Here is a 20,476-nt window from a genome sequence, read left to right as displayed (position 1 = left end):
GATATACCGAGGGAGGAAAACGTTCAGTTACTGTTGCCGGGCCAGCTCCGCATGCACCTGCGCCGTGATTTCATACGAGCGCAGCCGGTGCTGGTGGTCGAAGATCTGCGAAGTGATCATCAGCTCGTCGGCGCCCGTTTCGGCGATGAAGGCGGCCATCTTCGCCTTGACGGTGTCCGGCGCGCCGATGGCTGTGCACGACAGGACGGAATCGAGCATGGCGCGTTCCTGCGGACCCAATTGTTCCAGGTAACCGGGCACGGGCGGCTGCAGGCGCGACGGGCGGCCCGTGCGCAGGTTGACGAACGCTTGCTGCATCGACGTGGCGCGCAAGTGCGCTTGCTCATCCGTGTCGGCTGCAAACACGTTAAAGCCCAGCATCACGTACGGTTTCGCCAATTGTTTTGACGGCTTGAAGTGTTCGCGGTAATACGCCACGGCTTGCATCATCATCTGCGGCGCGAAGTGCGAGGCGAATGCATACGGCAAGCCCAGGTGGGCGGCCAGCTGGGCGCCGAACAGGCTGGACCCGAGTATCCACACGGGTACTTTCGCGCCCTTGCCGGGCACGGCCAGCACGCGCTGGCGCGGCTCGTCGGACATGTAGTCGATCAATTCCAGCACGTCTTGCGGAAACTGTTCCGCGTCGGATTGCAGGTCGCGGCGCAGGGCGCGCGCCGTCGTCTGGTCGGAGCCGGGCGCGCGGCCCAGGCCCAGGTCGATGCGGCCTGGATGCAGCGCTTCCAGGGTGCCGAACTGTTCTGCGATGACCAGCGGCGAGTGGTTCGGCAGCATGACGCCGCCCGCGCCCACGCGGATGGTCTTGGTACCGGCCGCCACATGGGCGATCACGACGGCCGTGGCGGCGCTGGCGATGCCGGGCATGCCGTGGTGTTCGGCCAGCCAGTAGCGGTTGTAGCCCCAGCGCTCGCCGTGCTGCGCCAGGTCGAGCGTGTTCTTGAACGACTGGCTGGCGTCGCTGCCTTCGGCGATGGGGGCCAGGTCGAGTATGGAAAATGGAATCATGGTAGCGATATCGGGACGTGGTGGAAAATCACAATGGACGATTTGTCTATCCCCTGACCCCAGTAGGGTCGGCCTTGGAAGCGGCAGGGATGACAGGCTGTGCACATGATAATGCGAATCGGGAATTTGCGTACTGATCGGTAAAAAACTCGTATCGATTGGAAATCGGTGCGGGCGATGCTAGAGTTGGCCTCCCTACTTTATGCGCCCCGCCATGTTCAAGAAACCCATCCTGCTGACTTTGATGAGCCTGCTGCTGCAGCCCTCCGTTCACGCCGCGCCCGTCAGCCAGCAGGCGCAGGACACGGCCCGCTACGCGCTGGCCACCTATCCGGAACCGCTGATCGCCAGCCTGGCGAAGATGATCAGCTACAACACGGTGGCCGACCCGGCCGTGCCCTTTGCCGACAATCCACAGCACACGGGCTTCAAGCGCTACCTGGCGGCCGAGGCGCAGCGCCTGGGATTCGACTTCCAGGATCACGGCCACGTGCTCATCATCGGCATGGGCAGCGGCAGCGAACGGGTGGGCGTGATCACGCATGGCGACGTGCAGCCTGTGAACCCCGCGAAATGGGCCCGTTCGCCGTTCGAGCTGGACCGCAGCAGCGAACCGGGCAAGCTGCTGGGACGGGGCACGGAAGACGACAAGGGGCCCATCGCCACGGCCCTGTATGCGATGAAAGCCATCCAGGACAAGCAGGTGCCGCTGAGCAAGCGCATCGAGCTGTACGTGTACATGGCCGAGGAATCGGACTGGGAACCGTTGAAACAATTCCTGAAAACCCATACGCCGCCGCAGGTCAACATCACCATCGATGCGGAATACCCGGTGGTGACGGCCGAGAAGGGCTACGGTTCCATCAAGCTGACCCTGCCGCCGCGCACGGCCTTGCCGGCCAAGGGCGGCCCCGTGCTGGCGAAGCTGGCGGGCGGCTTTTTCGGCAGCCAGATCCCGGAAGACGCACAAGCCGTGATCGACCACGCGCCAGCCGCGCTGGAAGCGGCCATCCGCGCCCGCGCGCAGGGCCAGCAGGGCGTGCGCTACAGCTACGCGCGCACTGGCGATACCTTGACGGTAACGGCGCTGGGCGTGTCGGCCCACTCGTCGAAGCCGGAAGACGGCGTCAACGCCATCAGCATGCTGGCCGACGCGCTGGCCGTGCAGCCCTGGCAGGGCACGCAGGCGGCCGACATGCTGTCGTTCCTGAATGAACTGGTGGGTACCGGCATCTACGGCGAGCGCTTCGGCCAGATCGCCTACCGCGACGGCTTCATGGGACCGATGACGGTAGCGCCTACCGTGCTCAAGCAAGATGGCGGCGCGCTGGAACTGAACATCAACCTGCGCCGTCCGCAAGGCAAGACGGCGGCCGTGCTGCAGCAGCAGGTGACGGCCGCCTTCGATGGCTGGAAGGCGCGGCGCCAGGTACCCGCTACCCTGCAGGTGCAGATCGGCGAACCGTGGCTGCAGACGGACGCGCCGCAGATTCCCACCCTGCTGTCCGTGTTCGGGCACTACACGGGCATCGCGCATCCGCAACCGGTCGCCATCGGCGGCGGCACCAATTCGCGCCTGTTCCCGAACGCCGTCAGCTTCGGCCCGGCCATGCCGCACACCGTGTACACGGGGCATTCCGAACACGAGTTCATCACGGAAAAACAGCTGCTGCTGAATCTACAGATGTACACGGCTGTCCTGATCGAGCTGGCGAAATAGCGGCTTGCAAAAACAGAGGGAAGTCATAGACTGCAAGCCTGAGACGCATCCGGGCACTGAACTTTTGATGGGGGCGCCGGTCTTACGTTTCCATGTAGGAAGGGAGCAGCTATGCATGCACAACAGGAGACCCGGCTGGCGCCAGGCAGGGCAGGCGGCGTGGCGCCGCGCCGGCGCCCGCACGAGGGGCGGTCATGAACTGGCCGCTGGAACTGGAAGTGGCGCACAAGCTGGCGCAGATGCGGGGCTGGCTGGAAGACCAGCGTGCCGGCGCCGTGCGCCTGCGCGGCGTGGATTGGTTTGCGTGGGCCACGGCGGGCGCGTCGAACAGCCACTACCATACGGCCGAGTGCGGCTGCGCGGAAGTGCTGGTGACGCGCGACGCCGCCTATATCTTGACGGACGAAGCCGAAGCCATGCGCATGCGCGAGGAAGAGGTGCGCGGGCCATGGACGTGGCAAGTGTCGCCCTGGATGCAGCCGCAGCTGTATGAATTGCGCGAGCATTTCGTGCAGCATGCGGCCGGGGGCGCGCCGGTCCTGTCCGACCGGCCGGGTTTGCACGAACGCAGCCTGCCCGTAGCTTTGCGCGAAGAGCGTCTGGTGCTGCTGGAATCGGAACAGCTGCGCTACCGGCAGGTGGGGCAGCTGGCTGCCCGCGCGGCCGCGGATGCGTTGCGCCAGGCCCGCCCCGACTGGAGCGAGCTGGAACTGGCTGCCGCCTGCGCGCGGGCGTTGTGGCTGCGGGGCTTGCAGGCCGTGCACGTGCTGGTCAGCGGGGCGGAGCGTCAACAGCGGTATCGTCGCGCACCGCCAGCCCAGGTGGAGCTGGGCCCGCAAGCCGTGCTGGCCCTGTGCGCACGGCGTTTCGGCCTGTGCGCTAGCCTCAGCCGTCAACGGCGCTTCGGCCCGGCGCTGCATCGCGCCGATGGCGCGGCGGTGGTCATGGACGATGCCGATGCGGCCATGCTGGCGCTGGAAGCGGTGGCGCTCGATGCTTGCGAAACGGGCCATGCGCTGAGCATGGTGTATCACGCGCTCGACAGCGCCTACGCGTATGCAGGCCAGCCCGACACGGTGCGCACCAGCCGGCAGGGCGGCATCCACGGCTACCTGGCGCCCGAAGTGGCGGCCGGCGCGCACACGGAAATCATCCTCAAGCGGGGCATGGCGCTGGCCTTCCACCCCAGCCTGCCCGGCAGTACGGTGGAAGACACGTTTTTGCTCGACGGCAGCCAATTGCACAACCTGACGCATGACCCGGCCTGGCCCTCGGCCCTGGTGCAGGGGCGCAGCCGGCCGCTGACCCTGGCCTTGGCTTGAAAATGATAACTGCGTGCCAACTGCGTATCAAGTGCGCGCCAAGTACGTGCCAAGTGCGGCCAGGCGTGGAGGAAATCGGCCAGCGCCGGCCAGCGTTGATACCGATCAATATACCGATCAATAGCGCTGCATCACGCCTTTTTGCACGCTGACCTTGTCGCCGATCTGGAAGGCGGGCTGGGTGTTTTGCACAAAGGTGCGCGTCGTGCCGTCGTCCAGGCGCAAGGTGACGCGGTACAGCATGTTGCCCGCCGCCCCCGAGGTGCTGCCGGCCGTGCCCGACGTGCCCGCCTGCATGTCGCCACTGCCTTGGTCCATGCTGCGCGGCACGGTTTCTATCGACTGCACCGTGGCCGAGCTGATGTTCATCGTGGACTGGTTCGCGTCGTTGCGCATGTCGCTGCTCATGGCGCTCTGGGCGTTGCTGGTATCGGCGGCCGTGCTGCTGGCGGTGCTGGCCGTGCTGCTTTGCGGCGTCGTGCCAGCCGGTGCGGCATAGGTTTCGCCGCTATTGCTGCGCGCCAGACTGGTTTTGTCCGTGGAATGGCAGGCTGCCAGCAAGGCGCATGTCAGGCCGGTCAGCAGCAGGGTGGTTTTTGATCTCATCTTGGTCTCCTCATGGTCGCACACTCAGGATCGGCACCCGCGGTGATGCGGATGGCGGCGATTGCTGCATGTAAGAGCATGGCGGAACAGGGATGTTCGGCGGCCGTCATTGTCGATTGAGCTAGATCAAGTGTCTAATTGCCGTGCTTGGTATAAACGATGCTGGCAATTACCACTTCGTGCGGCTGCACGTTTCCTCACTGTTCAATCGGGAGAAAAAATGTCATCTGGCCCTACAGCAAAACTGATCGATGAATTGGTGCTGGCCATCGGCGGCACTGCGCACGATGTCCGTGCGCGCCATGTGCTGGCCCAGGCCTTGCATGGCCTGGTGCGGCTGGCGCGCTCGGAACAGTTGCTGGAGATGCAGCGCGATACGGCACGCGCCATGGGGGCCGGCAGCCGGCGCGAGACGCGCGCCCTGATGCGGCGACTGGGCAAGCGGGGCCAGGGACAGTTGCGGCTGGCATTGCAGGATAGCGAAGCGGACCGCGCCTGACGGGCGCGAGCCATCCCCCGTTCAGGCTTCGGGCAGCGGCGCGTCCTTGCCAAGGGCGGCGGCGACCATTTTCGGCCACAGGAAATACAGCGGCAGGCAGACTGCCGTGGCGGCCGTGATATCGACCACCCAGTCGCTGACGGCGCCATGGCGGTAGGGCAGGAAACTTTGGATGAATTCGTCCAGCGCGCCCATGGCCGCCACCATCAGCACCGACAGCAGCGCCCGGCGCGCCATGCCGCCGCCCGTGCCGCTGAACAGGATCAGGGCCAGCACGCCATAACCGAAGGAATGCAGCACGCCGCCCGACGCATACTGGCCCACGTCCGCGCGCACGCCGGGAATATCGCCGATCAGGATCACCAGCACATATAGCACCAGCGCGGTGCGGTAGCGCAGGCGTTCGTAACGGTCGGCAAAACACAGTTCGGGCAAGGGTGCGAGCATGAGGCGTCAGGACAGGTGGAAAGGACGCCACAATATCATGGGCAGGGCGGGCCACCGTGTTTTTGCGCAAGAGCTTGCTGGACGGGCAAAAAAAAGGCCCGCGGGGGCGCGGGCCAAAAACCCAAATGAAATGGGTCAAGAGTTGAGAGTTGCTCGGTACTTACCATGTCGTGCGCCTTGCGGGCGCCCGCCACGGTCATGAAAGGGGAGTGGTGTGCCATCGCGGCACACCTGTCTGTAGTCAGGCATATCGGTTGCCTGTACAGCAGATGAAGCAAGTATAGGAGGTGAAGATGACGGCCTGATGACACGCCGCAACATTTTTTTGCGGCAGCGCAAATTGTCGGAAAGAGTGTGGAGCATGGCAAGAATAGCCATGTTTCAAGACTGATAGCGAAAAAAAAGCCCGCTGGTGAAAGCGGGCTTAAAACTATTTTCTTGGAGGAGAATAGTGGAGACAGGTGCATTATGCTGCGTTGCACGATATGTGTCTAATGATCTTTTCGGATAACCATTATTCTTTTTTGATATAACTTGCCGCGCCTGCCTTCATTCCTTCACGGCCACCGTGTAATTGAGCGCCATGCGCCCGCCATCGACATAGATGGTCTGGCCCGTCATGTAGGTGGCGTCGTCGCTGGCCAGGAAGGCGGCGATGCCGGCCACTTCTTCCGGTTCGCCGCAGCGGCCCAGCGGCGTGCGCGACAAAATCGTGTGGCGCGCTTCCGGGCTCGACAGCACCGCCTGCTTGGCCAGTTCCGTCAGGATGGTGCCTGGCCCGATGCCGTTGACGCGCACGCCGTGCGAGGCCAGGTTCAGGGCCATGACCTTGGTCAGCTGGTTGATGGCGCCCTTCGACACCACGTACGGCACCTGGTTCGGAATGGCCAGTTCCGCATTCACGCTGGACATGTTGATGATGCAGCCGCTGTTGCGCTTGACCATTTCGCGCGCCACGGCCTGGCCGCACAGGAACATCGATTTCAGGTTGATGCGCATGACCCGGTCGAAATCGTCTTCGCAGACGTCGAGGAAGTCGGCCGCGTGCGTGACGCCCGCATTGTTGACGAGGATATCGATGTGGCCGAACTGCGCCAGGGTTTCCTTCAGCATGGCGTCCACGTCCGCCTTCTGGCTGACGTCGGCGCAAAAGAAGCGCGCCTGCGGGCCGAGGGCAGCGGCCGCCTGTGCGCCTTCTTCCTTGATGTCGACCAGCATCACTTGCGCCCCTTCGGCGATCAGGCGGGTGGCGCAAGCCAGGCCGATGCCTTGCGTGGCGCCCGTGACGATGGCGGTTTTATTGACTAATTTCATGTGTGCTCCTCGGCGGGGTATGGGGGCCGCGCTGACAGGAACACCAGCCCGCGCGGCAATGGGCAGATTTTAATCCCTGGGCAGGAATCAGAGGAGGATGGGCTCGTTCGGCAACTGGTTGCCGCGCGTGCCGTTGGCGGGGAAGTGGCTTTGCAGCAGGGTATTGAGCTGCGCCAGCGCTTCCAGGGTGCTGTCGTGGTAATTGCCATCCTTGAACCCTTTGGTCATGGTGCGGCACACGGCTTGCCACTGTTCCGGCGTGACGCGGCGGCCCACGTTGCGGTCGGCCACGATATCGACCTGGTGCTCGGCCAGGTTGATGTAGATCAGCACGCCGACGTTGTCTTCCGTATCCCACACGCCATACTGGGCGAACAGTTCGCGCGCCCGCTCGCGGTTGCTCACGCCCTGGTACGCCATGCCCGGCGTCAGGGCCGCTTCGACGATCAGGCGCACTTCCGCCTGGTGCATCGCTTCACCGCCGGCGATGGCCGTCTCGATGGCTTTCAGGGTGCGTTCGGGAAAGGCGTGCCGCGCCGTCGCCGGCGTGCCCCGCAAATGTTTCAATGCCCGTCCGCAGCGTTGTCCGAATGTCAGTTGTTTCGTCATTACCAATCTCCCGAGGCGCCGCCGCCGTCAAATCCTCCGCCGCCGCCACCGAAACCACCGCCGCCACTGCTGCCACCGCCAAAACCACCGCCGCCGCCGAAGCCGCCACCGCCGCGGTTGTTCAGCGCCTGGCTGAGGATGCTGCCCAGCACGACACCGGTGGCGCCGCTGGACCAGTTGCTGCCGCGCTGCAGCCGCGTCGGCCCGCCGCGCGAGCGGAACAGGGTCAGCACGACGAGGAAGCCGAAGAACAGCAGCGGCAGCCAAAAGGTCATGCCGCCCGCTTCCACGGTGGCTGGCGCCTTTTGCTGTGCCGCAGCGGGGAATTGCTCCTGGTTCAGCAGGGTGGCAATCGAGCCCACGCCGGCCACCAGGCCGCCGTAGTAATCGTTTTGCTTGAAATGGGGGGCGATCACGTCTTGCAGGATGCGTTTCGATTGCGCATCCGTCAGCACGCCCTGCACGCCACGGCCCGCCTCGATGCGCAGGCGGCGCAGGGACGAGGGGTTGTCCTTCGCCACCATCAGCAGCACGCCGTCATCGACGCCCTTGCGGCCCAGCTTCCAGGCATCCGTCACGCGGATGCTGTATTGCTCGATGGCTTCCGGTTCCGTGCTCTTGACCAGCAGCACGGCGATCTGGCTGCCCGTCTTGGCTTCGTAATCGGCCAGCACGCCTTCCAGCGCCGCCTTTTGCTTGGCGTCCAGCATGCCGGCGTTGTCCGTCACGCGCGCGGCCAGCGGCGGCACGGGCTGCAAGCCCTGTGCGCCGGCTGGCGGCATCGTCCACAGCAGCAGCGCCGTCGCCAGCGCCGCGAGATAGGACCAGGCTTTCATCTTATTTGCCAAAGTTGACGGTCGGTGCGGTCGAGATGGCTTTTTCATTTTCCACCGTGAACGATGGCTTGACCTTGTAGCCGAAGACCATGGCCGTCAGGTTGTTCGGGAAGCTGCGCGCATGCACGTTGTAATCCTGCACGGCGACGATGTAACGCTGGCGCGCCACGGTGATGCGGTTTTCCGTGCCTTCCAGCTGCGACTGCAAGTCGCGGAAGCTGGTGTCGGCCTTCAAGTCCGGGTATTTCTCGGACACCACCATCAGGCGCGACAGGGCCGACGACAGCTGCCCCTGCACTTGCTGGAATTTCTCGAACGCGGCCGGGTCGTTCAGCACTTCGGGCGTGATCTGGAAACTGGTGGCGGCGGCGCGCGCCTTGGTCACCGCTTCCAGCGTTTCGCGCTCGTGCGTGGCATAGCCCTTGACGGTATTGACCAGGTTGGGGATCAGGTCGGCGCGGCGCTGGTACTGGTTGACCACTTCGCCCCAGGCGGCCTTGGTGGCTTCATCCTTGCTCTGGAAGTCGTTGTAGCCGCAGCCCGTCAGGATGCCGGCCAGGACGGTGACGCTCAGCGCCAGGCGCAGCCATTTGGTGAATTGATTGGTGATTTGCATGATGGGTTCCGTGCAGAGTAAGGGAGGTGAGGCAAATATACCTGAAACGGCCCGTAATGTCGGTTTAATAAGCGCCGGCCGCCGGCCCCGACCGCCTTGTGACGCCGTGGCAAGCCTGCGCCGCGTTACAATACGGGGTTTGCAACTGAATATAGAGAAGGTGTGCCGTGAATTTCATCAATAAATTATCCGCCGCGTGGACGGCCAATAATTCCCTGCTGTGCGTGGGCCTGGACCCCGACCTGGCGAAACTGCCGGCCGAACTGCGCGACCTGCCTGATGGAATCACCACCTTTTGCACGCGCATCATCGATGCCACGGCCGACCTGGCTTGCGCCTTCAAGCCGCAGATCGCGTATTTTGCCGCGCTGGGCGCGGAAAAGCAGCTGGAAGACATCTGCCGCTACGTGCGCGAGAATTATCCGCACATCCCGCTGATCCTCGACGCGAAACGGGGCGACATCGGCGCGACGGCCACGCAATACGCGCGCGAAGCGTTCGAGCGCTACGGCGCCGACGCCGTCACCGTGAACCCGTACATGGGCGAGGATTCGCTCGATCCCTACCTGGCGTGGAAAGACCGCGGCGTGATCATCCTGTGCCGCACGTCGAACCCGGGCGGCTCGGACCTGCAATTCCTGAATACGGACGGCGAACCGCTGTACCAGCGCGTGGCGCGCCTGGTGGCCGAAAAGTGGAATAAAAACGGCCAGTGCGCGCTCGTCGTCGGCGCCACCTTCCCTGAAGAACTGGCGCAGGTGCGCGCCATCGTCGGCGACATGCCGCTGCTGGTGCCGGGCATCGGCGCCCAGGGCGGCGACATCGCCGCCACCGTCGGCGCGGGCCAGACGGCGAACGGCATGGGCATGATGATCAGCTCGTCGCGCGCCATCATCTATGCCACGCCGCAGGCGGGCGAAGACTTCGCCGACGCGGCGCGCCGCGTGGCGATTGAAACGCGCGATGCGATCAATCAACACCGCGCGGTTTAAGTCGCATGCATAAAAAATGCCGGGCTAGCCCGGCATTTTGCATTTAGTCACGCTGTGGTGCGACGATCTCTGCGTAATCGTAGAGTTCTCCCAGAATTTCCTCGCCCCGCTCATCGACGGATTCCGACAGCACGTCGATTTCCGTAAACAGCATTTCGATGGTGCGGGCGCCGGCGTCGCCGTCGAACAGGCGGGCGGCGCGGTGCTGTTCCCAGCGCAGGCTTTCCGCTTCGCTCAGGGTTTGCGGGAAATTGCGGGCGCGGTAGCGGAACAGCAGTTCCTGCAGGCGTTCATCGGCAAACGAGGGGCGGGCCGTGGCCAGCTTGGCCGGCGTGTCGCGGCGCAGCGATTCGAGCAGGCGGCGGTCATCGTTGCTGACGAAACCATTGTACAAATCTTCATCCACGTCCAGCGCGGCATTCGCGCCCGGGCGCTGGAACACTTCGGCCCAGACGGCATCCATGTTCGGCGCCGTGGCGGCGAATTGCGCGTTGACCTTCGCCGCGTCCAGATCGATGCTCCATTGCGCGGCCATGGCTGGCGACAAGGTCTTTAAATTGCCGACCAGCATGGGCGACTTGTTCAGGTGCACGCTTTTCACGGGCAGGCGCGTCATGCCTTCCGGCATGGCGTCCTTGCGCGTGAACAAGCGCGTGCGGATGGTGTCGGCGTCCAGGGTAAACAGTTCGCGCGGGTCATAGGCGCAATCCCAGACGAGGATTTCATTTTTATTGCTCGGATGCGTGGCCAGCGGCCAGACGACGCCCAGGCAGCCCCGTTCGGCGGGGAACATGCCCGACACGTGCAGGAAGGGCTGGCGCTCGCTGGCGGCCAGGTGCATGCCCATTTCGCTGGCGACCCTGTCCTTCTTGTGCAGGGCCAGGCAGAATTCGAACAGTTTCGGCTGCTTTTCCTTGATCAGGCGTGCCAGGGCGATGGTGGCGCGCACGTCGGACAGTGCATCATGCGCCGCTTCGTGGACCAGGCCATTGGCCTTGCTCAAGTGTTCCAGTTTAAAACTGGTCTGGCCATCGTCGCGCTTCGGCCATGCGATGCCTTCCGGGCGTAGCGCATGCGTCATGCGCACCACGTCGAGGATGTCCCAGCGGCCGCAATGGTTCTTCCATTCGCGCGCATACGGGTCGATCAGGTTGCGCCAGAACAGGAAACGCGTGACTTCATCGTCGAAACGGATGGTGTTGTAGCCCACGCCGATGGTGCCTGGCTCCGAAAAGGCCGCTTCGATGGTGGCGGCGAACTGGTGTTCGGGCACGCCCAGCTGCAGACACTGTTGCGGCGTGATGCCCGTGATCAGGCACGATTGCGGGTCGGGCAGGAAATCATTGGCAGGCTGACAATACAGCATGATGGGTTCGCCGATCTCGTTGAGGTCGGCATCCGTGCGGATGGCGGCGAACTGGGCCGGGCGGTCGCGGCGCGGCTGGGCGCCAAAGGTTTCGTAGTCGTGCCAAAGAAAGGTCTGGTTAGTCATTGATGGTCGTTGCTTGATTGGTTATCCGGGCCGCCAAAAGCGGCCGCTGCTACAGTTTTCTGAAAACCTGCCGATACTACACGAGAGGATGGTCATCATCGCGTTTCCCGCATGGTGGCATACATTGCCCGTTCAAGGAGGTCTATCGTGTCAATTCCCATCGCCGCAAGCGGCAATTCCACCCCTTCCGTGACTTCCGTCAGTACGGGCGTTGCCGGCAAGGACGATAAAGTCCAGCAAAAGGACGGCGTCAACGCTGAAATGAGCGTGAATGACCGCACCAAGCTGCAATTGAACGCGTCCATCATGCAGGCGTCGCTGAACGTGTCGATCGGTTCCGAGAACGAACCGCTGGCGCTGCTGTACAAGACGGCCATCACCAACATCAATGAAGCGCTGAAGGGGCAGTACGGCGAGGACGCGATCCAGAACGCGGCTTCGCAGGACAACAGCGCCGAAGCGACGGCGAACCGCATTGTATCGCTGTCGACGGGATTTTTTGATGCCTTCAAGAAACAAAATCCCGGCCTGGACGACGATACGGCCCTGACCAAGTTCATGGACACCATCAGCGGCGGCATGGAAAAAGGCTTCAAGGAAGCGCGCGACATCCTGGGCGGCTTGAAAGTGCTGAATGGCGACATCGCCGGCAATATCGACAAGACGTACGAGCTGGTGCAAAAGGGCTATGCCGACTTCATCGCCGCGCACAGCAGCAAGAAGGATGATGCCGCCAAGCCGGCCGACAGCAAGGCCGCCTGATCATTATTACGCCGGAAGCGCCTGAGAAAATGTCCAGGGCTAGGCGCATTGCCGAAGGCAGTACGAATGTACGACGAGGCAATGCAACGACGCCATGGGCTTTTTATCAGGTGCTTACCCGGTTGCGGCCGCCGGCTTTTGCCCGGTACAGCGCCGCGTCGGCCGCGGCGATCAGCGCATGGTCGTCCTGTTCGGCCGCCAGGCTGGCCACGCCGAAGGAACCCGTGATGTGCGGCAAGGCGCTGCGCATGTCGGCGAAGATGACGGCGAGCTGCATGCGCTCGCACAAGCGCTCGGCCACCCGCAAGGCCACGTGTTCGTTGGTATCGGGCAAGATCACCATCATTTCCTCGCCACCGTAGCGCACGGCGAAATCCGTGGGCCGCAGGGCCGCGCCCAGCACTTGCGCGGCGATGCGCAGTGCCTGGTCGCCCGCCTGGTGGCCGTGCGTGTCGTTGAAGCGCTTGAAATGGTCGAGGTCTATCATCACCAGCGACAGCGGCGAGCCGCTGGCGTGGGCCGTGACGATCATGTTGGGCAGTAAATCCGTCAGCCAGGCGCGGTTGTACAAGCCCGTCAGGCTGTCGACCATCGACAGCTGGCGGTAGAATTCGCCCAGTTTCTGGCGCCGGCGCAGCAGGGCATTGGCGGCGCGGATGCGGAAGGACAGCAGCCGCAGCAGGTTGCGCGCCAGGCCGTTCGACTGTTCGATCAATTCCCAGACGATGGCCGCGTCGATCACCAGCAAATCGGTTTCTTCCAGGGCGGAAATGGCGGCCAGGTTGCTCGCTTCATCGAGCACCGATTGTTCGCCCACGCTTTCGCCGGGCAAGACCTTGCTGACGGTGCCGTCATCCATGCCCGTGTGGGTGTCGGCGGCCACGGCCAGCGAGCCGCGCAGGACGATGTACAGGCTGGCGCCTTGCGTGTCGGCAATGGCTTCGCCCGCTTCCAGGCGCATCACGGGGCAGGGCGCCAGCATGGCGGCCGTCTGGCTATCCGCCCCATCGCGAAATAGCTGTAAATCGCCGATGTTGCAGCCTGAAGCGCCGAAGTTGCCGATCTGTTCCACAATCACACTTTCAAAAAGCCGGCGCGCGAGCAGGGGGCCGGTAGCTTCATGATAGCGTAAAGCGGCCTTGGCTGTAACGCCAAAGGCTTGCTTGAGGTCACTTACTGTGAGAAATACGACAATTATTTCATTGCCGCGTCAATACGCTGGAATGCTTGTGGTTTTGTTATGGATATTGCCGCGCGCGAAAGGCGGGCCGGATGTGCAAAGGCAGCCTTGAACGGCTGCCTCAGTCTCTGGAAATCCTGCGGGTGGGGATTACTCGGCGGTTTCTTCCGCTTCGGCCGTATCGATCACGGCATTCTTGCCGGTGGCGTGGCGCTTGCTGTCTTGCAGGCGGCCCAGGGCGCTATCGATGGCGCGTTTCAGTTTATCGGTGGCGCCGGCAACGGATTGATGCACGGTGGCGTTCTGTTCGGTCACGGCGATCGGTTGATAGCCAGCAACGCGTGCTTCCATGACGCAGCGGATATCGTCGGCGCCGCCTTTCGGGCCATTCGTGTCGCTGATGTGGACTTCGATGCGGGTCAGGTTGTCGCGGAAGCGGTTCAGTGCGCTTTCAAGTACGGATTGCACATGTTCGTTCAGTCCAGCGGTGTTGGCGATGGTGCTGTCGGTATGAATATTGATTTGCATATGCTTACTCCTGTCAATTCAAAAAAAACCCATCTCAGGCGCCTTGCATGGCAGTGGGCAAACCCGCTGCCAGGGCGCGTCGGCGCCTGGTTCTTGCCTCATGCACTTGATCCCTGTGCATGACTTATCTTACTCCTCTTTCCAGTATTTCAAGAGGGTGCGCACGATTAAGATGAGCTTAACCCTTCAGCCAGGTCAAGTTTCCACTACGAAATTATTTACCCTCAGCCATTGATGAGACCGGCCGCGATATTGATCGACAGCCCCAGCACGACCAGGTTGAAGAAAAAGCTCAGCACGGATTGTCCCAGCACGATTTGCCGCATCATGCGCGTCTGCACGGAAACGTCCGACGTTTGCACGGCGACGGCGATGGTGAAGGCGAAATACAGGAAATCCCAGTAGTCGGGGCTTTGCTCGTCGTCGGGAAACTTCAGGGGGCGCAGCGCGGGATCGGCCTGGTAGTACAGGTGGGCATAGTGAAAGCAGAACAGGGTGCCGACGAGGAACCAGGAACCGACCAGGGTGAGGATCGTCAGGCCGTAATGCAGCGCGCGCTCGTCCGGCGCCATGTCTTTCATCGAGGACAGCTGCGAAACGATGGCTACCAGGCTCATCACGGATGCGACGGACAGGGCCGACAGGACGGTTGCCGCCCGCTCATCCTGGCGCGCCGCCATGGCTTTGACCTTGTGGTGGTTGGCGCGCATCATCATCCAGGCCATCGTTGCCAGGTAGAACCAGACGGCGACATTCCACGCCGTCAGCAGGCGCGTCATCTGTTGCCAGGATGCGGGCAGCAGCAGGCCGGCCGCCACGCCGATGGCCGTGGCCATGCTCAGGTGGGGGCGGCTGCGGATGAAGCCGTGGAATGGAAGCGTGATTTTCATGGTGCGGATTCGTCAGTGAGGATAGCGCATCTTAGACCTTATGCGCTCGCCGCGGTGGCCGTCCTGGCGGCCGCTTCCTTCTCGTGGTGGGGGAAGCGGTCCATGCGCGACAGCACGGGGAACAGCACGGCCCACACGCCCGTCACGGCCAGGGTGGCGGCGCCGCCGAAGAGCACGGCGCGCACGAGGCCGAACCAGCCGGCCGTCAAGCCCGATTCGAATTCGCCCAGCTCGTTCGAGGCGCCGATGAAGACGGCGTTCACGGCGCTGACCCTGCCGCGGATCTCGTCCGGCGTCTCGAACTGCACCAGCAGGTGGCGGATGTAGACGCTGACCATGTCGCCGGCGCCCATCAGGAACAGCGCCGCCAGGGCCAGCGGGAAATAGCTGGTGCTGCCCAGCACCAGGGTGCCCAGGCCGAAGACGGCCACGCCGCCGAACATCCACGCGCCCACGCGGCGCGTGATGGGAAACATGGCCAGCGCGATCGAGCACAGGGCGGCGCCGGCGCCCGGCGCCGTGCGCAGCAAGCCCAGGCCGCTGGGTCCGGCATGCAGCACGTCATGCGCGAGCGCCGGCAGCAGGGCCGTGGCGCCGCCGAACAGCACGGCAAACAGGTCGAGCGAAATGGCGCCCAGCACGATGGGCTTCGACCAGACGAAGCGCAAGCCTTCGAGCAGGGTATGCCAGCTGACGGGTTCGCGTTTCACCACTTGCGGCGCCGGGGTGGTGGCGCGCATCAGCAGGACGGACACGACCAGCAGCGCGGACGAGATCAGATACACCACCTTGGGGCCGAAGTAGTACAGCAAGCCGCCCAGAGTGGGGCCGAGGATGATGGCCACGTGCGAGCTCGACGAACTGAGCGCGACGGCGCGGCTGAAGTGTTGCGTGGGCACCATGTTGACCAGCACGGCTTGCGTGGCCGGCATCATGAAGGCGCGCGCGCTGCCGAACAGCACCAGCACGGCAAACACGGGCCAGACGACGGAAATATTGCTTAACGTAAACGCCAGCAGGGCCAGCGCGCACGCCAGTTGCGCCGCCAGGCACCACGCGATGATGTTGCGGCGGTTGTAGCGGTCGGCCACGTGGCCGGCCGGCAAGATGAGCACGAGGAAGGGGGCGAATTGCGCCAGGCCGATCAGGCCCAGGTCGAACAGGCTGCCCGTGATCTGGTACACCTGCCAGCCGATGGCCACGCTTTGCATCTGCACGGCCACCGTGCCCAGCACGCGGGCGGAAAGATAACAGGCGAAGTTGCGGTGACGCAGGATACTGAAGCCGTTGCCGGCAGAGGCGAGAGACATGAAATTTCCAGGAAACAGCGGGGTGGAGCGGCAGCGGATGCCGCGCCAGCAGCACCCCGCTGCCTGGATGCTTACTTGGCCAGGTCGGCTTCCGTGGTGAAGGCGTCCGCGTAAAACTCGTCGGCCGGCAATTGACACAATTGCACGAAATCGCGATTGGCCGACTCGACGACGATCGGTGCGCCGCAGGCATACACTTGATACGCGGACATGTCGGGCAAGTCGGCGATGACGGCCTGGTGCACGAAGCCCGTGCGGCCTTGCCACGCGTCTTCCGGCAGCGCGTCCGACACGACGGGCACATAGGTGAACTGCGGCAAGTCGGCGGCCCACTGGCGGCACAGGGCGTCCATGTACAGGTCGTGCGGACGGCGGCCGCCCCAGTACAGGGTGATCGGGCGCGGCGATTGCTCGTTGATCATGTGCTCGACGATGGCTTTCAAGGGGGCAAAGCCCGTGCCCGAGGCCAGCAGCACGACGGGCTTGTCGGAATCTTCGCGCAGGAAGAAGGTACCCATCGGGCCTTCGAAGCGCAGGATGTCGCGCTCCTTCATGCTGCCGAACACCTGGTCGGTGAACAGGCCGCCCGGCATGTGGCGGACGTGCAGGCTCACGGGGCCGCCTTCGACGGGCGCGCTGGCCATGCTGTAGCTGCGGCGTTTGTTGTCGCGCAGCATGATTTCGATATACTGTCCGGCGCGGTAGTGCAGGCGCTCGCTGGCTGGCAATTGCAGGGTCAGCACGACGACGTCGGGCGCGACTTTCTCGATGGTGGTCACGCGCGACGGCATTTTCTTGATCGGGTAATCGCTGCTGCCCGCCACTTCGCGCGCCTGCACCACCAGGTCGCCCTGGGGCACGGCGCAGCACAGCAGCGAGTAGCCGGCCGCCGCTTCATCTTCCGTCAGGGAGCGGGCCTGGTATGGCTTATGCTGTACGCTGCCGGACACGATCTTGCCCTTGCAGGAACTGCAGGCACCGCTTTTGCAGCTGTACGGCAGGCCGACGCCGGCGCGTATCGCCGCCGACAGGACGGTTTCGTCCGCTTCGCAGCTGAATTGGTGGCCGCTGGGCTGAACAGTAATTTGAAAAGTCATACAATCCTTGAGATGAAAAATATGTTAATGCACTCTTTGCGCAAGCCGTTAGGCTTGCCGCGCTTGCTGATCCTGGGCTGCGGCGACGTCGGCATGCGGCTGCTGCCCCTGCTGCGCGCGCGCTTTCGCGTCTTTGCCGTCACCAGCCAGCCAGCGCGCTGCGCGCAGTTGCGGGCGGCCGGCGCCGTGCCCATCGTGGCCAACCTCGACGAGCGCGCCAGCCTGAAACGGCTGGCGGGACTGGCGACGATGGTCGTGCACCTGGCGCCGCCCATGTCGTCGGGCTTGCTGGACCGGCGCACGCGCAATCTGGTCGCCATTTTACCCGAGCATGCACGCATGGTGTATGTGAGCACCAGCGGCGTGTATGGCGATTGCGGCGGCGCCTGGGTCGATGAGACGCGGCCGACGGCGCCGGCGAATGCGCGCGCGAAGCGGCGCGTGGACGCCGAACAGGTCTTGCGCGGCTGGGGCGCGCGCCGCGGCGCCAGCGTGGCCATCCTGCGCGTGCCGGGCATTTATGCGCAAGACCGCCTGCCGCTGAAGCGCTTGCGCGAAGGCACGCCAGCCCTGGAGGCTAGCGACGATGTGTACACCAACCATATCCATGCCGATGACCTGGCGCGCGTCATCGAGCGGGCCCTGTGGCGGGGCAAGCCGGGACGCGTGTATCACGCCAGCGATGACAGCGAACTCAGGATGGCCGAGTATTTCGATGCCGTGGCCGATACGTTTGGCCTGCCGCGCCCGCCGCGCCTGCCGCGGGCCGAGCTGCGGCAAGTGGTCACGCCGATGCTGCTGTCGTTCATGTCCGAATCGCGCCGCCTGCACAATACCCGCCTCAAGCGCGAGCTGGGCGTGCGCCTGCGCTACGCGCGCGTGGCCGATGCCTTGCAGGCGATGGCAGCCGATGGCGCCGGCATCGGGTAAAATGGCCGGTTATCTGCGCACTTTGCTGGGCCGGCGCGCAGCGCGCCGTTCCCGCGCTGCGCCACTCACTTAAGGACTACAGCATGAGCACCCTCACTTACGAAGAATACCTGGACGAGGTCACCACCGTCCTGACGGAACTGTACGACCTCGACGACGAGGCCGCCATCAAGCTCGTCGTGGCCGCGCAGGACGCCGAATTTTTTGTCCCGCACGATGCGCATGAGGAAATGCGTACCGTCGAACAAGCCAAGAAAGATGCGGTCACCTTGTTCGAGCGCAAGCAGAATCGCCAGCAAACGCAGGAAAAGCAGCAGCAGCGCGTGCGCCAGCAAAAGAAATAAGAATATGGGCCTGGCCGCTGGGGCCATGGCGCAGTACGGGTCTCGGCGCAACACCGGGGCCGTGACCTTTGACGCAGCGCAAACGCGTCATGGCGCGCTGGCGATATGGTGAGCAATGTCGTCACGCGTCTGGGCTCTTGTGACGGGCTCTGCATAGCGTGACGCTGTTTCCCGTCAGCAGGAGCGAGCCATGCGAGCTACGAGTCACCCCAGCAAGGAACAGGTACGCGCTTACATGCGCCGTCGCGAACGTGCGCTGCAGCCGCCGCCGCCGCCCGATGAAATCCGCCGGCAACTGGCCTGGTGCCGCGTGGATGCCGTTTCGGGCACGTGCCCGCTTGCCACCCCGGCCGGCGTGGCCGCGCAAGGCTGGCATCTATCTGCCGAAATGGCGCGTCTGAGCGCCCTCATGGCCATAGCTTGGCTCATGCATAGCGGTGTTGCTCATCGTAAAAATTGATGACTTGCAGCAAATTTTTCCAATTTGAGTTATCCTCTAGCACATTCCAAGTGCGTCAATTCTCTTCAATTATCACAATTTTGCGTTAAGTTACGCAAAAATCAACAATAGCGTGTATTATATTGTTTGCGGCGTAAAAGCCGCATAAGTGATGGCGCTTTTTAGTGTGTTTACCCTGAATTATTGCAGAAGAGACATTCGGTTTCTTTTTGCTCTAATACAACAAGTACGGATTTTCGATCATGTCTCTCAAACAAATTACCTCTTTGCCTACCTATAACCCGAATCGCGTCCTCGATGCGATCATCGACAAGCTGCAACTGAAAAACGATGCCGCCTTGTCGCGAGCCCTGGAAGTGGCGCCACCGGTCATCAGCAAGATTCGTCACAATACCTTGCCGATCGGCGCCACGATCCTCATCCGCATGCATGAAATCAGCGATTTCAGCATTCGTGAACTGCGCGAGTTGATGGCTGCCTAAGAGCGCCTGACAGACGGCAAACTGAGAGGTGCCGTCTGGGTACGTCAGGCTTGCCGCGTGCGGCAGCCACATCTGTTTTCCGCTTTTCTATTGCGGGTCGCGGTTCAGCACCGGACGATCGACATAGAAGCGCCCCATTTCCAGGCCAGTCGAGGACGACTTGACCACCGCTGCGGCCAGTGAGGCAGGGGCGCTGGAAAATGCGGTGTTGGCAGCCCCGGTCGCGCGGCCCGAATACGCCGTCGCCTGTACCGCCGCACTGGAAAACGCCGTTTGCACGGCCCGGCCCGAGTAAGCCGTCGCTTGCACCGCCGCACTGGAAAACGCCGTTTGCACGGCCCGGCCCGAGTAAGCCGTCGCTTGCACCGCCGCACTGGAAAACGCCGTTTGCACGGCGCGGCCCGAGTAAGCCGTTTCCTGCACCGCACGTCCCGAATACGCCGCCTGTACGGCGCGCCCCGAATACGCGGTTTCAGCGCGGATATAATCTTCCCCGAACGTTTGTTCATACAACTGCTTCATGCGCTCGCCCACGCGATGGTGCGCCGCTTCGTCGTCCTCGCCGCGCAAGCCGATGTAGGGGAAGTGATGAAGGAAGTAGCCGAACACCTGTTCGCAGTCGGCCGCATATTTCAGGGTATCGAGGATGTGGTAGTGCCAGAAGGTATCGACATCCATCAAGGGCGCCGTCTCTTCTTGCGGAAACTGTTTCATCAGGATCAGGAAGCGGCGGTATTCGAATTCCACCGCGTTGGCCTTCTCCAGACTCCATCCTTCGCCTGACTCCCGGTGCATCAGTTTGACCTTGATCGCGTCCAAATTCAAATCGGCAATAGCCTTGAAACTGTCGTTCGTATCCATGAATGTCCTTTGGTAAAGAGCGTTGTGGGAAATACGGTGAAACAAGGGAAAGCGGCGCGTGTGTACTCCTGGCAAGTAGTCGAGGAATGCCTTGCCCATGGCGGGCAGGCGCTAAGTTGTTCTACATCAATATTGCATCTTATTACGAAATAT

The 20,476-nt window shown here is 63.2% G+C and carries 23 protein-coding genes; 9 read left to right on the top strand and 14 right to left on the bottom strand.

The window, feature by feature from the left end; translation table 11 throughout:
* Positions 1–27 precede the first annotated feature (27 nt).
* Positions 28–1,026: an LLM class flavin-dependent oxidoreductase gene (locus VPH40_RS18155; RefSeq protein ID WP_289918190.1), complete on the bottom strand. Its 999-nt coding sequence runs from the start codon at positions 1,024–1,026 to the stop codon at positions 28–30.
* A 214-nt stretch (positions 1,027–1,240) separates the two neighbouring features.
* Here VPH40_RS18155 and VPH40_RS18150 point away from each other — a divergent pair, with 214 nt between their 5' ends.
* Both VPH40_RS18150 and VPH40_RS18145 read left to right on the top strand, forming a co-directional pair.
* On the top strand, positions 1,241–2,746 hold the full coding sequence (locus tag VPH40_RS18150; protein ID WP_289913371.1) for a dipeptidase: 1,506 nt from the start codon (positions 1,241–1,243) through the stop codon (positions 2,744–2,746).
* 194 nt (positions 2,747–2,940) lie between these two features.
* A complete protein-coding gene (locus VPH40_RS18145; RefSeq protein ID WP_328574118.1) occupies positions 2,941–4,068 on the top strand; it encodes a peptidase M24 in 1,128 nt (375 codons plus the stop codon).
* A 117-nt stretch (positions 4,069–4,185) separates the two neighbouring features.
* On the opposite strand, the gene VPH40_RS18140 is transcribed toward VPH40_RS18145, so the two are convergent.
* The gene (locus tag VPH40_RS18140; RefSeq protein WP_328574117.1) at positions 4,186–4,674 is read right to left on the bottom strand and encodes a hypothetical protein; all 489 of its coding nucleotides are present in this window, start codon (positions 4,672–4,674) and stop codon (positions 4,186–4,188) included.
* A 220-nt stretch (positions 4,675–4,894) separates the two neighbouring features.
* Between VPH40_RS18140 and VPH40_RS18135 the strand changes: the two genes are divergently transcribed.
* Positions 4,895–5,173 (top strand): hypothetical protein, encoded by a 279-nt coding sequence (locus VPH40_RS18135; protein WP_143451371.1) that lies wholly within the window; start codon positions 4,895–4,897, stop codon positions 5,171–5,173.
* A 21-nt stretch (positions 5,174–5,194) separates the two neighbouring features.
* Here VPH40_RS18135 and VPH40_RS18130 read toward each other — a convergent pair whose 3' ends face one another.
* The 5 genes from VPH40_RS18130 to VPH40_RS18110 form a co-directional block, all read right to left on the bottom strand.
* Positions 5,195–5,620, bottom strand: coding sequence for a VanZ family protein (locus tag VPH40_RS18130; RefSeq protein WP_328574116.1), 426 nt, complete (start codon positions 5,618–5,620; stop codon positions 5,195–5,197).
* Positions 5,621–6,169: 549 nt separating this feature from the next.
* Complete coding sequence (locus VPH40_RS18125) at positions 6,170–6,934, bottom strand: SDR family NAD(P)-dependent oxidoreductase (protein ID WP_099665232.1); 765 nt, start codon at positions 6,932–6,934, stop codon at positions 6,170–6,172.
* 87 nt (positions 6,935–7,021) lie between these two features.
* Positions 7,022–7,543 (bottom strand): TPM domain-containing protein, encoded by a 522-nt coding sequence (locus tag VPH40_RS18120; protein ID WP_251349873.1) that lies wholly within the window; start codon positions 7,541–7,543, stop codon positions 7,022–7,024.
* A complete protein-coding gene (locus VPH40_RS18115) occupies positions 7,543–8,379 on the bottom strand; it encodes a TPM domain-containing protein (RefSeq protein WP_289899917.1) in 837 nt (278 codons plus the stop codon). The genes VPH40_RS18120 and VPH40_RS18115 overlap by 1 nt, the downstream gene beginning before the upstream one ends.
* A 1-nt stretch (position 8,380) precedes the next feature.
* Complete coding sequence (locus tag VPH40_RS18110) at positions 8,381–8,995, bottom strand: LemA family protein (RefSeq protein ID WP_034759964.1); 615 nt, start codon at positions 8,993–8,995, stop codon at positions 8,381–8,383.
* Between the two features lie 167 nt (positions 8,996–9,162).
* Here VPH40_RS18110 and pyrF point away from each other — a divergent pair, with 167 nt between their 5' ends.
* The gene (pyrF, locus tag VPH40_RS18105) at positions 9,163–9,987 is read left to right on the top strand and encodes an orotidine-5'-phosphate decarboxylase (protein ID WP_328574115.1); all 825 of its coding nucleotides are present in this window, start codon (positions 9,163–9,165) and stop codon (positions 9,985–9,987) included.
* Between the two features lie 43 nt (positions 9,988–10,030).
* Here the strand turns inward: pyrF and sbcB are convergent, their stop codons facing one another.
* Positions 10,031–11,479, bottom strand: a complete 1,449-nt coding sequence (sbcB, locus tag VPH40_RS18100; RefSeq protein ID WP_328574114.1) for an exodeoxyribonuclease I — start codon at positions 11,477–11,479, stop codon at positions 10,031–10,033.
* A gap of 147 nt (positions 11,480–11,626) precedes the next feature.
* Between sbcB and VPH40_RS18095 the strand changes: the two genes are divergently transcribed.
* The gene (locus VPH40_RS18095; protein ID WP_289899920.1) at positions 11,627–12,241 is read left to right on the top strand and encodes a DUF5610 domain-containing protein; all 615 of its coding nucleotides are present in this window, start codon (positions 11,627–11,629) and stop codon (positions 12,239–12,241) included.
* A 106-nt stretch (positions 12,242–12,347) separates the two neighbouring features.
* Here VPH40_RS18095 and VPH40_RS18090 read toward each other — a convergent pair whose 3' ends face one another.
* From VPH40_RS18090 to VPH40_RS18070, 5 genes are all read right to left on the bottom strand, one after another.
* Positions 12,348–13,313: a GGDEF domain-containing protein gene (locus VPH40_RS18090; RefSeq protein WP_092612043.1), complete on the bottom strand. Its 966-nt coding sequence runs from the start codon at positions 13,311–13,313 to the stop codon at positions 12,348–12,350.
* Between the two features lie 258 nt (positions 13,314–13,571).
* Positions 13,572–13,949 carry an HPF/RaiA family ribosome-associated protein gene (locus VPH40_RS18085; RefSeq protein ID WP_034781728.1) on the bottom strand — a complete coding sequence of 126 codons (378 nt, stop codon included), beginning with the start codon at positions 13,947–13,949 and terminating at the stop codon, positions 13,572–13,574.
* A 224-nt stretch (positions 13,950–14,173) separates the two neighbouring features.
* Positions 14,174–14,839, bottom strand: a complete 666-nt coding sequence (locus VPH40_RS18080; RefSeq protein ID WP_099665226.1) for a DUF1345 domain-containing protein — start codon at positions 14,837–14,839, stop codon at positions 14,174–14,176.
* A 38-nt stretch (positions 14,840–14,877) separates the two neighbouring features.
* Entirely contained in the window at positions 14,878–16,149 is a 1,272-nt protein-coding gene (locus VPH40_RS18075; protein ID WP_328574113.1) for an MFS transporter, read from the bottom strand.
* Positions 16,150–16,220: 71 nt separating this feature from the next.
* Positions 16,221–17,246 carry a CDP-6-deoxy-delta-3,4-glucoseen reductase gene (locus VPH40_RS18070; protein WP_251349880.1) on the bottom strand — a complete coding sequence of 342 codons (1,026 nt, stop codon included), beginning with the start codon at positions 17,244–17,246 and terminating at the stop codon, positions 16,221–16,223.
* 12 nt (positions 17,247–17,258) lie between these two features.
* Between VPH40_RS18070 and VPH40_RS18065 the strand changes: the two genes are divergently transcribed.
* The 4 genes from VPH40_RS18065 to VPH40_RS18050 all read left to right on the top strand — a co-directional run bounded on the left by VPH40_RS18065 (position 17,259) and on the right by VPH40_RS18050 (position 19,462).
* Positions 17,259–18,176 carry an SDR family oxidoreductase gene (locus VPH40_RS18065; protein ID WP_328574112.1) on the top strand — a complete coding sequence of 306 codons (918 nt, stop codon included), beginning with the start codon at positions 17,259–17,261 and terminating at the stop codon, positions 18,174–18,176.
* A gap of 83 nt (positions 18,177–18,259) precedes the next feature.
* On the top strand, positions 18,260–18,520 hold the full coding sequence (locus VPH40_RS18060) for a hypothetical protein (protein ID WP_034759943.1): 261 nt from the start codon (positions 18,260–18,262) through the stop codon (positions 18,518–18,520).
* Between the two features lie 235 nt (positions 18,521–18,755).
* The gene (locus tag VPH40_RS18055; RefSeq protein ID WP_251349881.1) at positions 18,756–18,980 is read left to right on the top strand and encodes a hypothetical protein; all 225 of its coding nucleotides are present in this window, start codon (positions 18,756–18,758) and stop codon (positions 18,978–18,980) included.
* A gap of 242 nt (positions 18,981–19,222) precedes the next feature.
* Positions 19,223–19,462: a hypothetical protein gene (locus VPH40_RS18050; protein WP_029496207.1), complete on the top strand. Its 240-nt coding sequence runs from the start codon at positions 19,223–19,225 to the stop codon at positions 19,460–19,462.
* Between the two features lie 87 nt (positions 19,463–19,549).
* Here VPH40_RS18050 and VPH40_RS18045 read toward each other — a convergent pair whose 3' ends face one another.
* A complete protein-coding gene (locus VPH40_RS18045) occupies positions 19,550–20,323 on the bottom strand; it encodes a glycine-rich domain-containing protein (RefSeq protein WP_328574111.1) in 774 nt (257 codons plus the stop codon).
* Between the last annotated feature and the right edge of the window lie 153 nt (positions 20,324–20,476).

This window comes from Janthinobacterium sp. P210005, from assembly GCF_036231865.1.
GTDB classification, from domain to species: domain Bacteria; phylum Pseudomonadota; class Gammaproteobacteria; order Burkholderiales; family Burkholderiaceae_D; genus Janthinobacterium; species Janthinobacterium kumbetense.
This window is presented reverse-complemented; position numbering and strand designations above follow the sequence as displayed.

What these genes read in the sequence shown, in the direction of transcription:
- VPH40_RS18155 (WP_289918190.1), bottom strand. Translation starts at nt 1,026, where the DNA reads ATGATTCCATTTTCCATACTCGACCTGGCCCCCATCGCCGAAGGCAGC.
- VPH40_RS18150 (WP_289913371.1), top strand. Translation starts at nt 1,241, where the DNA reads ATGTTCAAGAAACCCATCCTGCTGACTTTGATGAGCCTGCTGCTGCAG.
- VPH40_RS18145 (WP_328574118.1), top strand. Translation starts at nt 2,941, where the DNA reads ATGAACTGGCCGCTGGAACTGGAAGTGGCGCACAAGCTGGCGCAGATG.
- VPH40_RS18140 (WP_328574117.1), bottom strand. Translation starts at nt 4,674, where the DNA reads ATGAGATCAAAAACCACCCTGCTGCTGACCGGCCTGACATGCGCCTTG.
- VPH40_RS18135 (WP_143451371.1), top strand. Translation starts at nt 4,895, where the DNA reads ATGTCATCTGGCCCTACAGCAAAACTGATCGATGAATTGGTGCTGGCC.
- VPH40_RS18130 (WP_328574116.1), bottom strand. Translation starts at nt 5,620, where the DNA reads ATGCTCGCACCCTTGCCCGAACTGTGTTTTGCCGACCGTTACGAACGC.
- VPH40_RS18125 (WP_099665232.1), bottom strand. Translation starts at nt 6,934, where the DNA reads ATGAAATTAGTCAATAAAACCGCCATCGTCACGGGCGCCACGCAAGGC.
- VPH40_RS18120 (WP_251349873.1), bottom strand. Translation starts at nt 7,543, where the DNA reads ATGACGAAACAACTGACATTCGGACAACGCTGCGGACGGGCATTGAAA.
- VPH40_RS18115 (WP_289899917.1), bottom strand. Translation starts at nt 8,379, where the DNA reads ATGAAAGCCTGGTCCTATCTCGCGGCGCTGGCGACGGCGCTGCTGCTG.
- VPH40_RS18110 (WP_034759964.1), bottom strand. Translation starts at nt 8,995, where the DNA reads ATGCAAATCACCAATCAATTCACCAAATGGCTGCGCCTGGCGCTGAGC.
- sbcB (WP_328574114.1), bottom strand. Translation starts at nt 11,479, where the DNA reads ATGACTAACCAGACCTTTCTTTGGCACGACTACGAAACCTTTGGCGCC.
- VPH40_RS18085 (WP_034781728.1), bottom strand. Translation starts at nt 13,949, where the DNA reads ATGCAAATCAATATTCATACCGACAGCACCATCGCCAACACCGCTGGA.
- VPH40_RS18080 (WP_099665226.1), bottom strand. Translation starts at nt 14,839, where the DNA reads ATGAAAATCACGCTTCCATTCCACGGCTTCATCCGCAGCCGCCCCCAC.
- VPH40_RS18075 (WP_328574113.1), bottom strand. Translation starts at nt 16,149, where the DNA reads ATGTCTCTCGCCTCTGCCGGCAACGGCTTCAGTATCCTGCGTCACCGC.
- VPH40_RS18070 (WP_251349880.1), bottom strand. Translation starts at nt 17,246, where the DNA reads ATGACTTTTCAAATTACTGTTCAGCCCAGCGGCCACCAATTCAGCTGC.
- VPH40_RS18065 (WP_328574112.1), top strand. Translation starts at nt 17,259, where the DNA reads ATGAAAAATATGTTAATGCACTCTTTGCGCAAGCCGTTAGGCTTGCCG.
- VPH40_RS18060 (WP_034759943.1), top strand. Translation starts at nt 18,260, where the DNA reads ATGAGCACCCTCACTTACGAAGAATACCTGGACGAGGTCACCACCGTC.
- VPH40_RS18055 (WP_251349881.1), top strand. Translation starts at nt 18,756, where the DNA reads ATGCGCCGTCGCGAACGTGCGCTGCAGCCGCCGCCGCCGCCCGATGAA.
- VPH40_RS18050 (WP_029496207.1), top strand. Translation starts at nt 19,223, where the DNA reads ATGTCTCTCAAACAAATTACCTCTTTGCCTACCTATAACCCGAATCGC.
- VPH40_RS18045 (WP_328574111.1), bottom strand. Translation starts at nt 20,323, where the DNA reads ATGGATACGAACGACAGTTTCAAGGCTATTGCCGATTTGAATTTGGAC.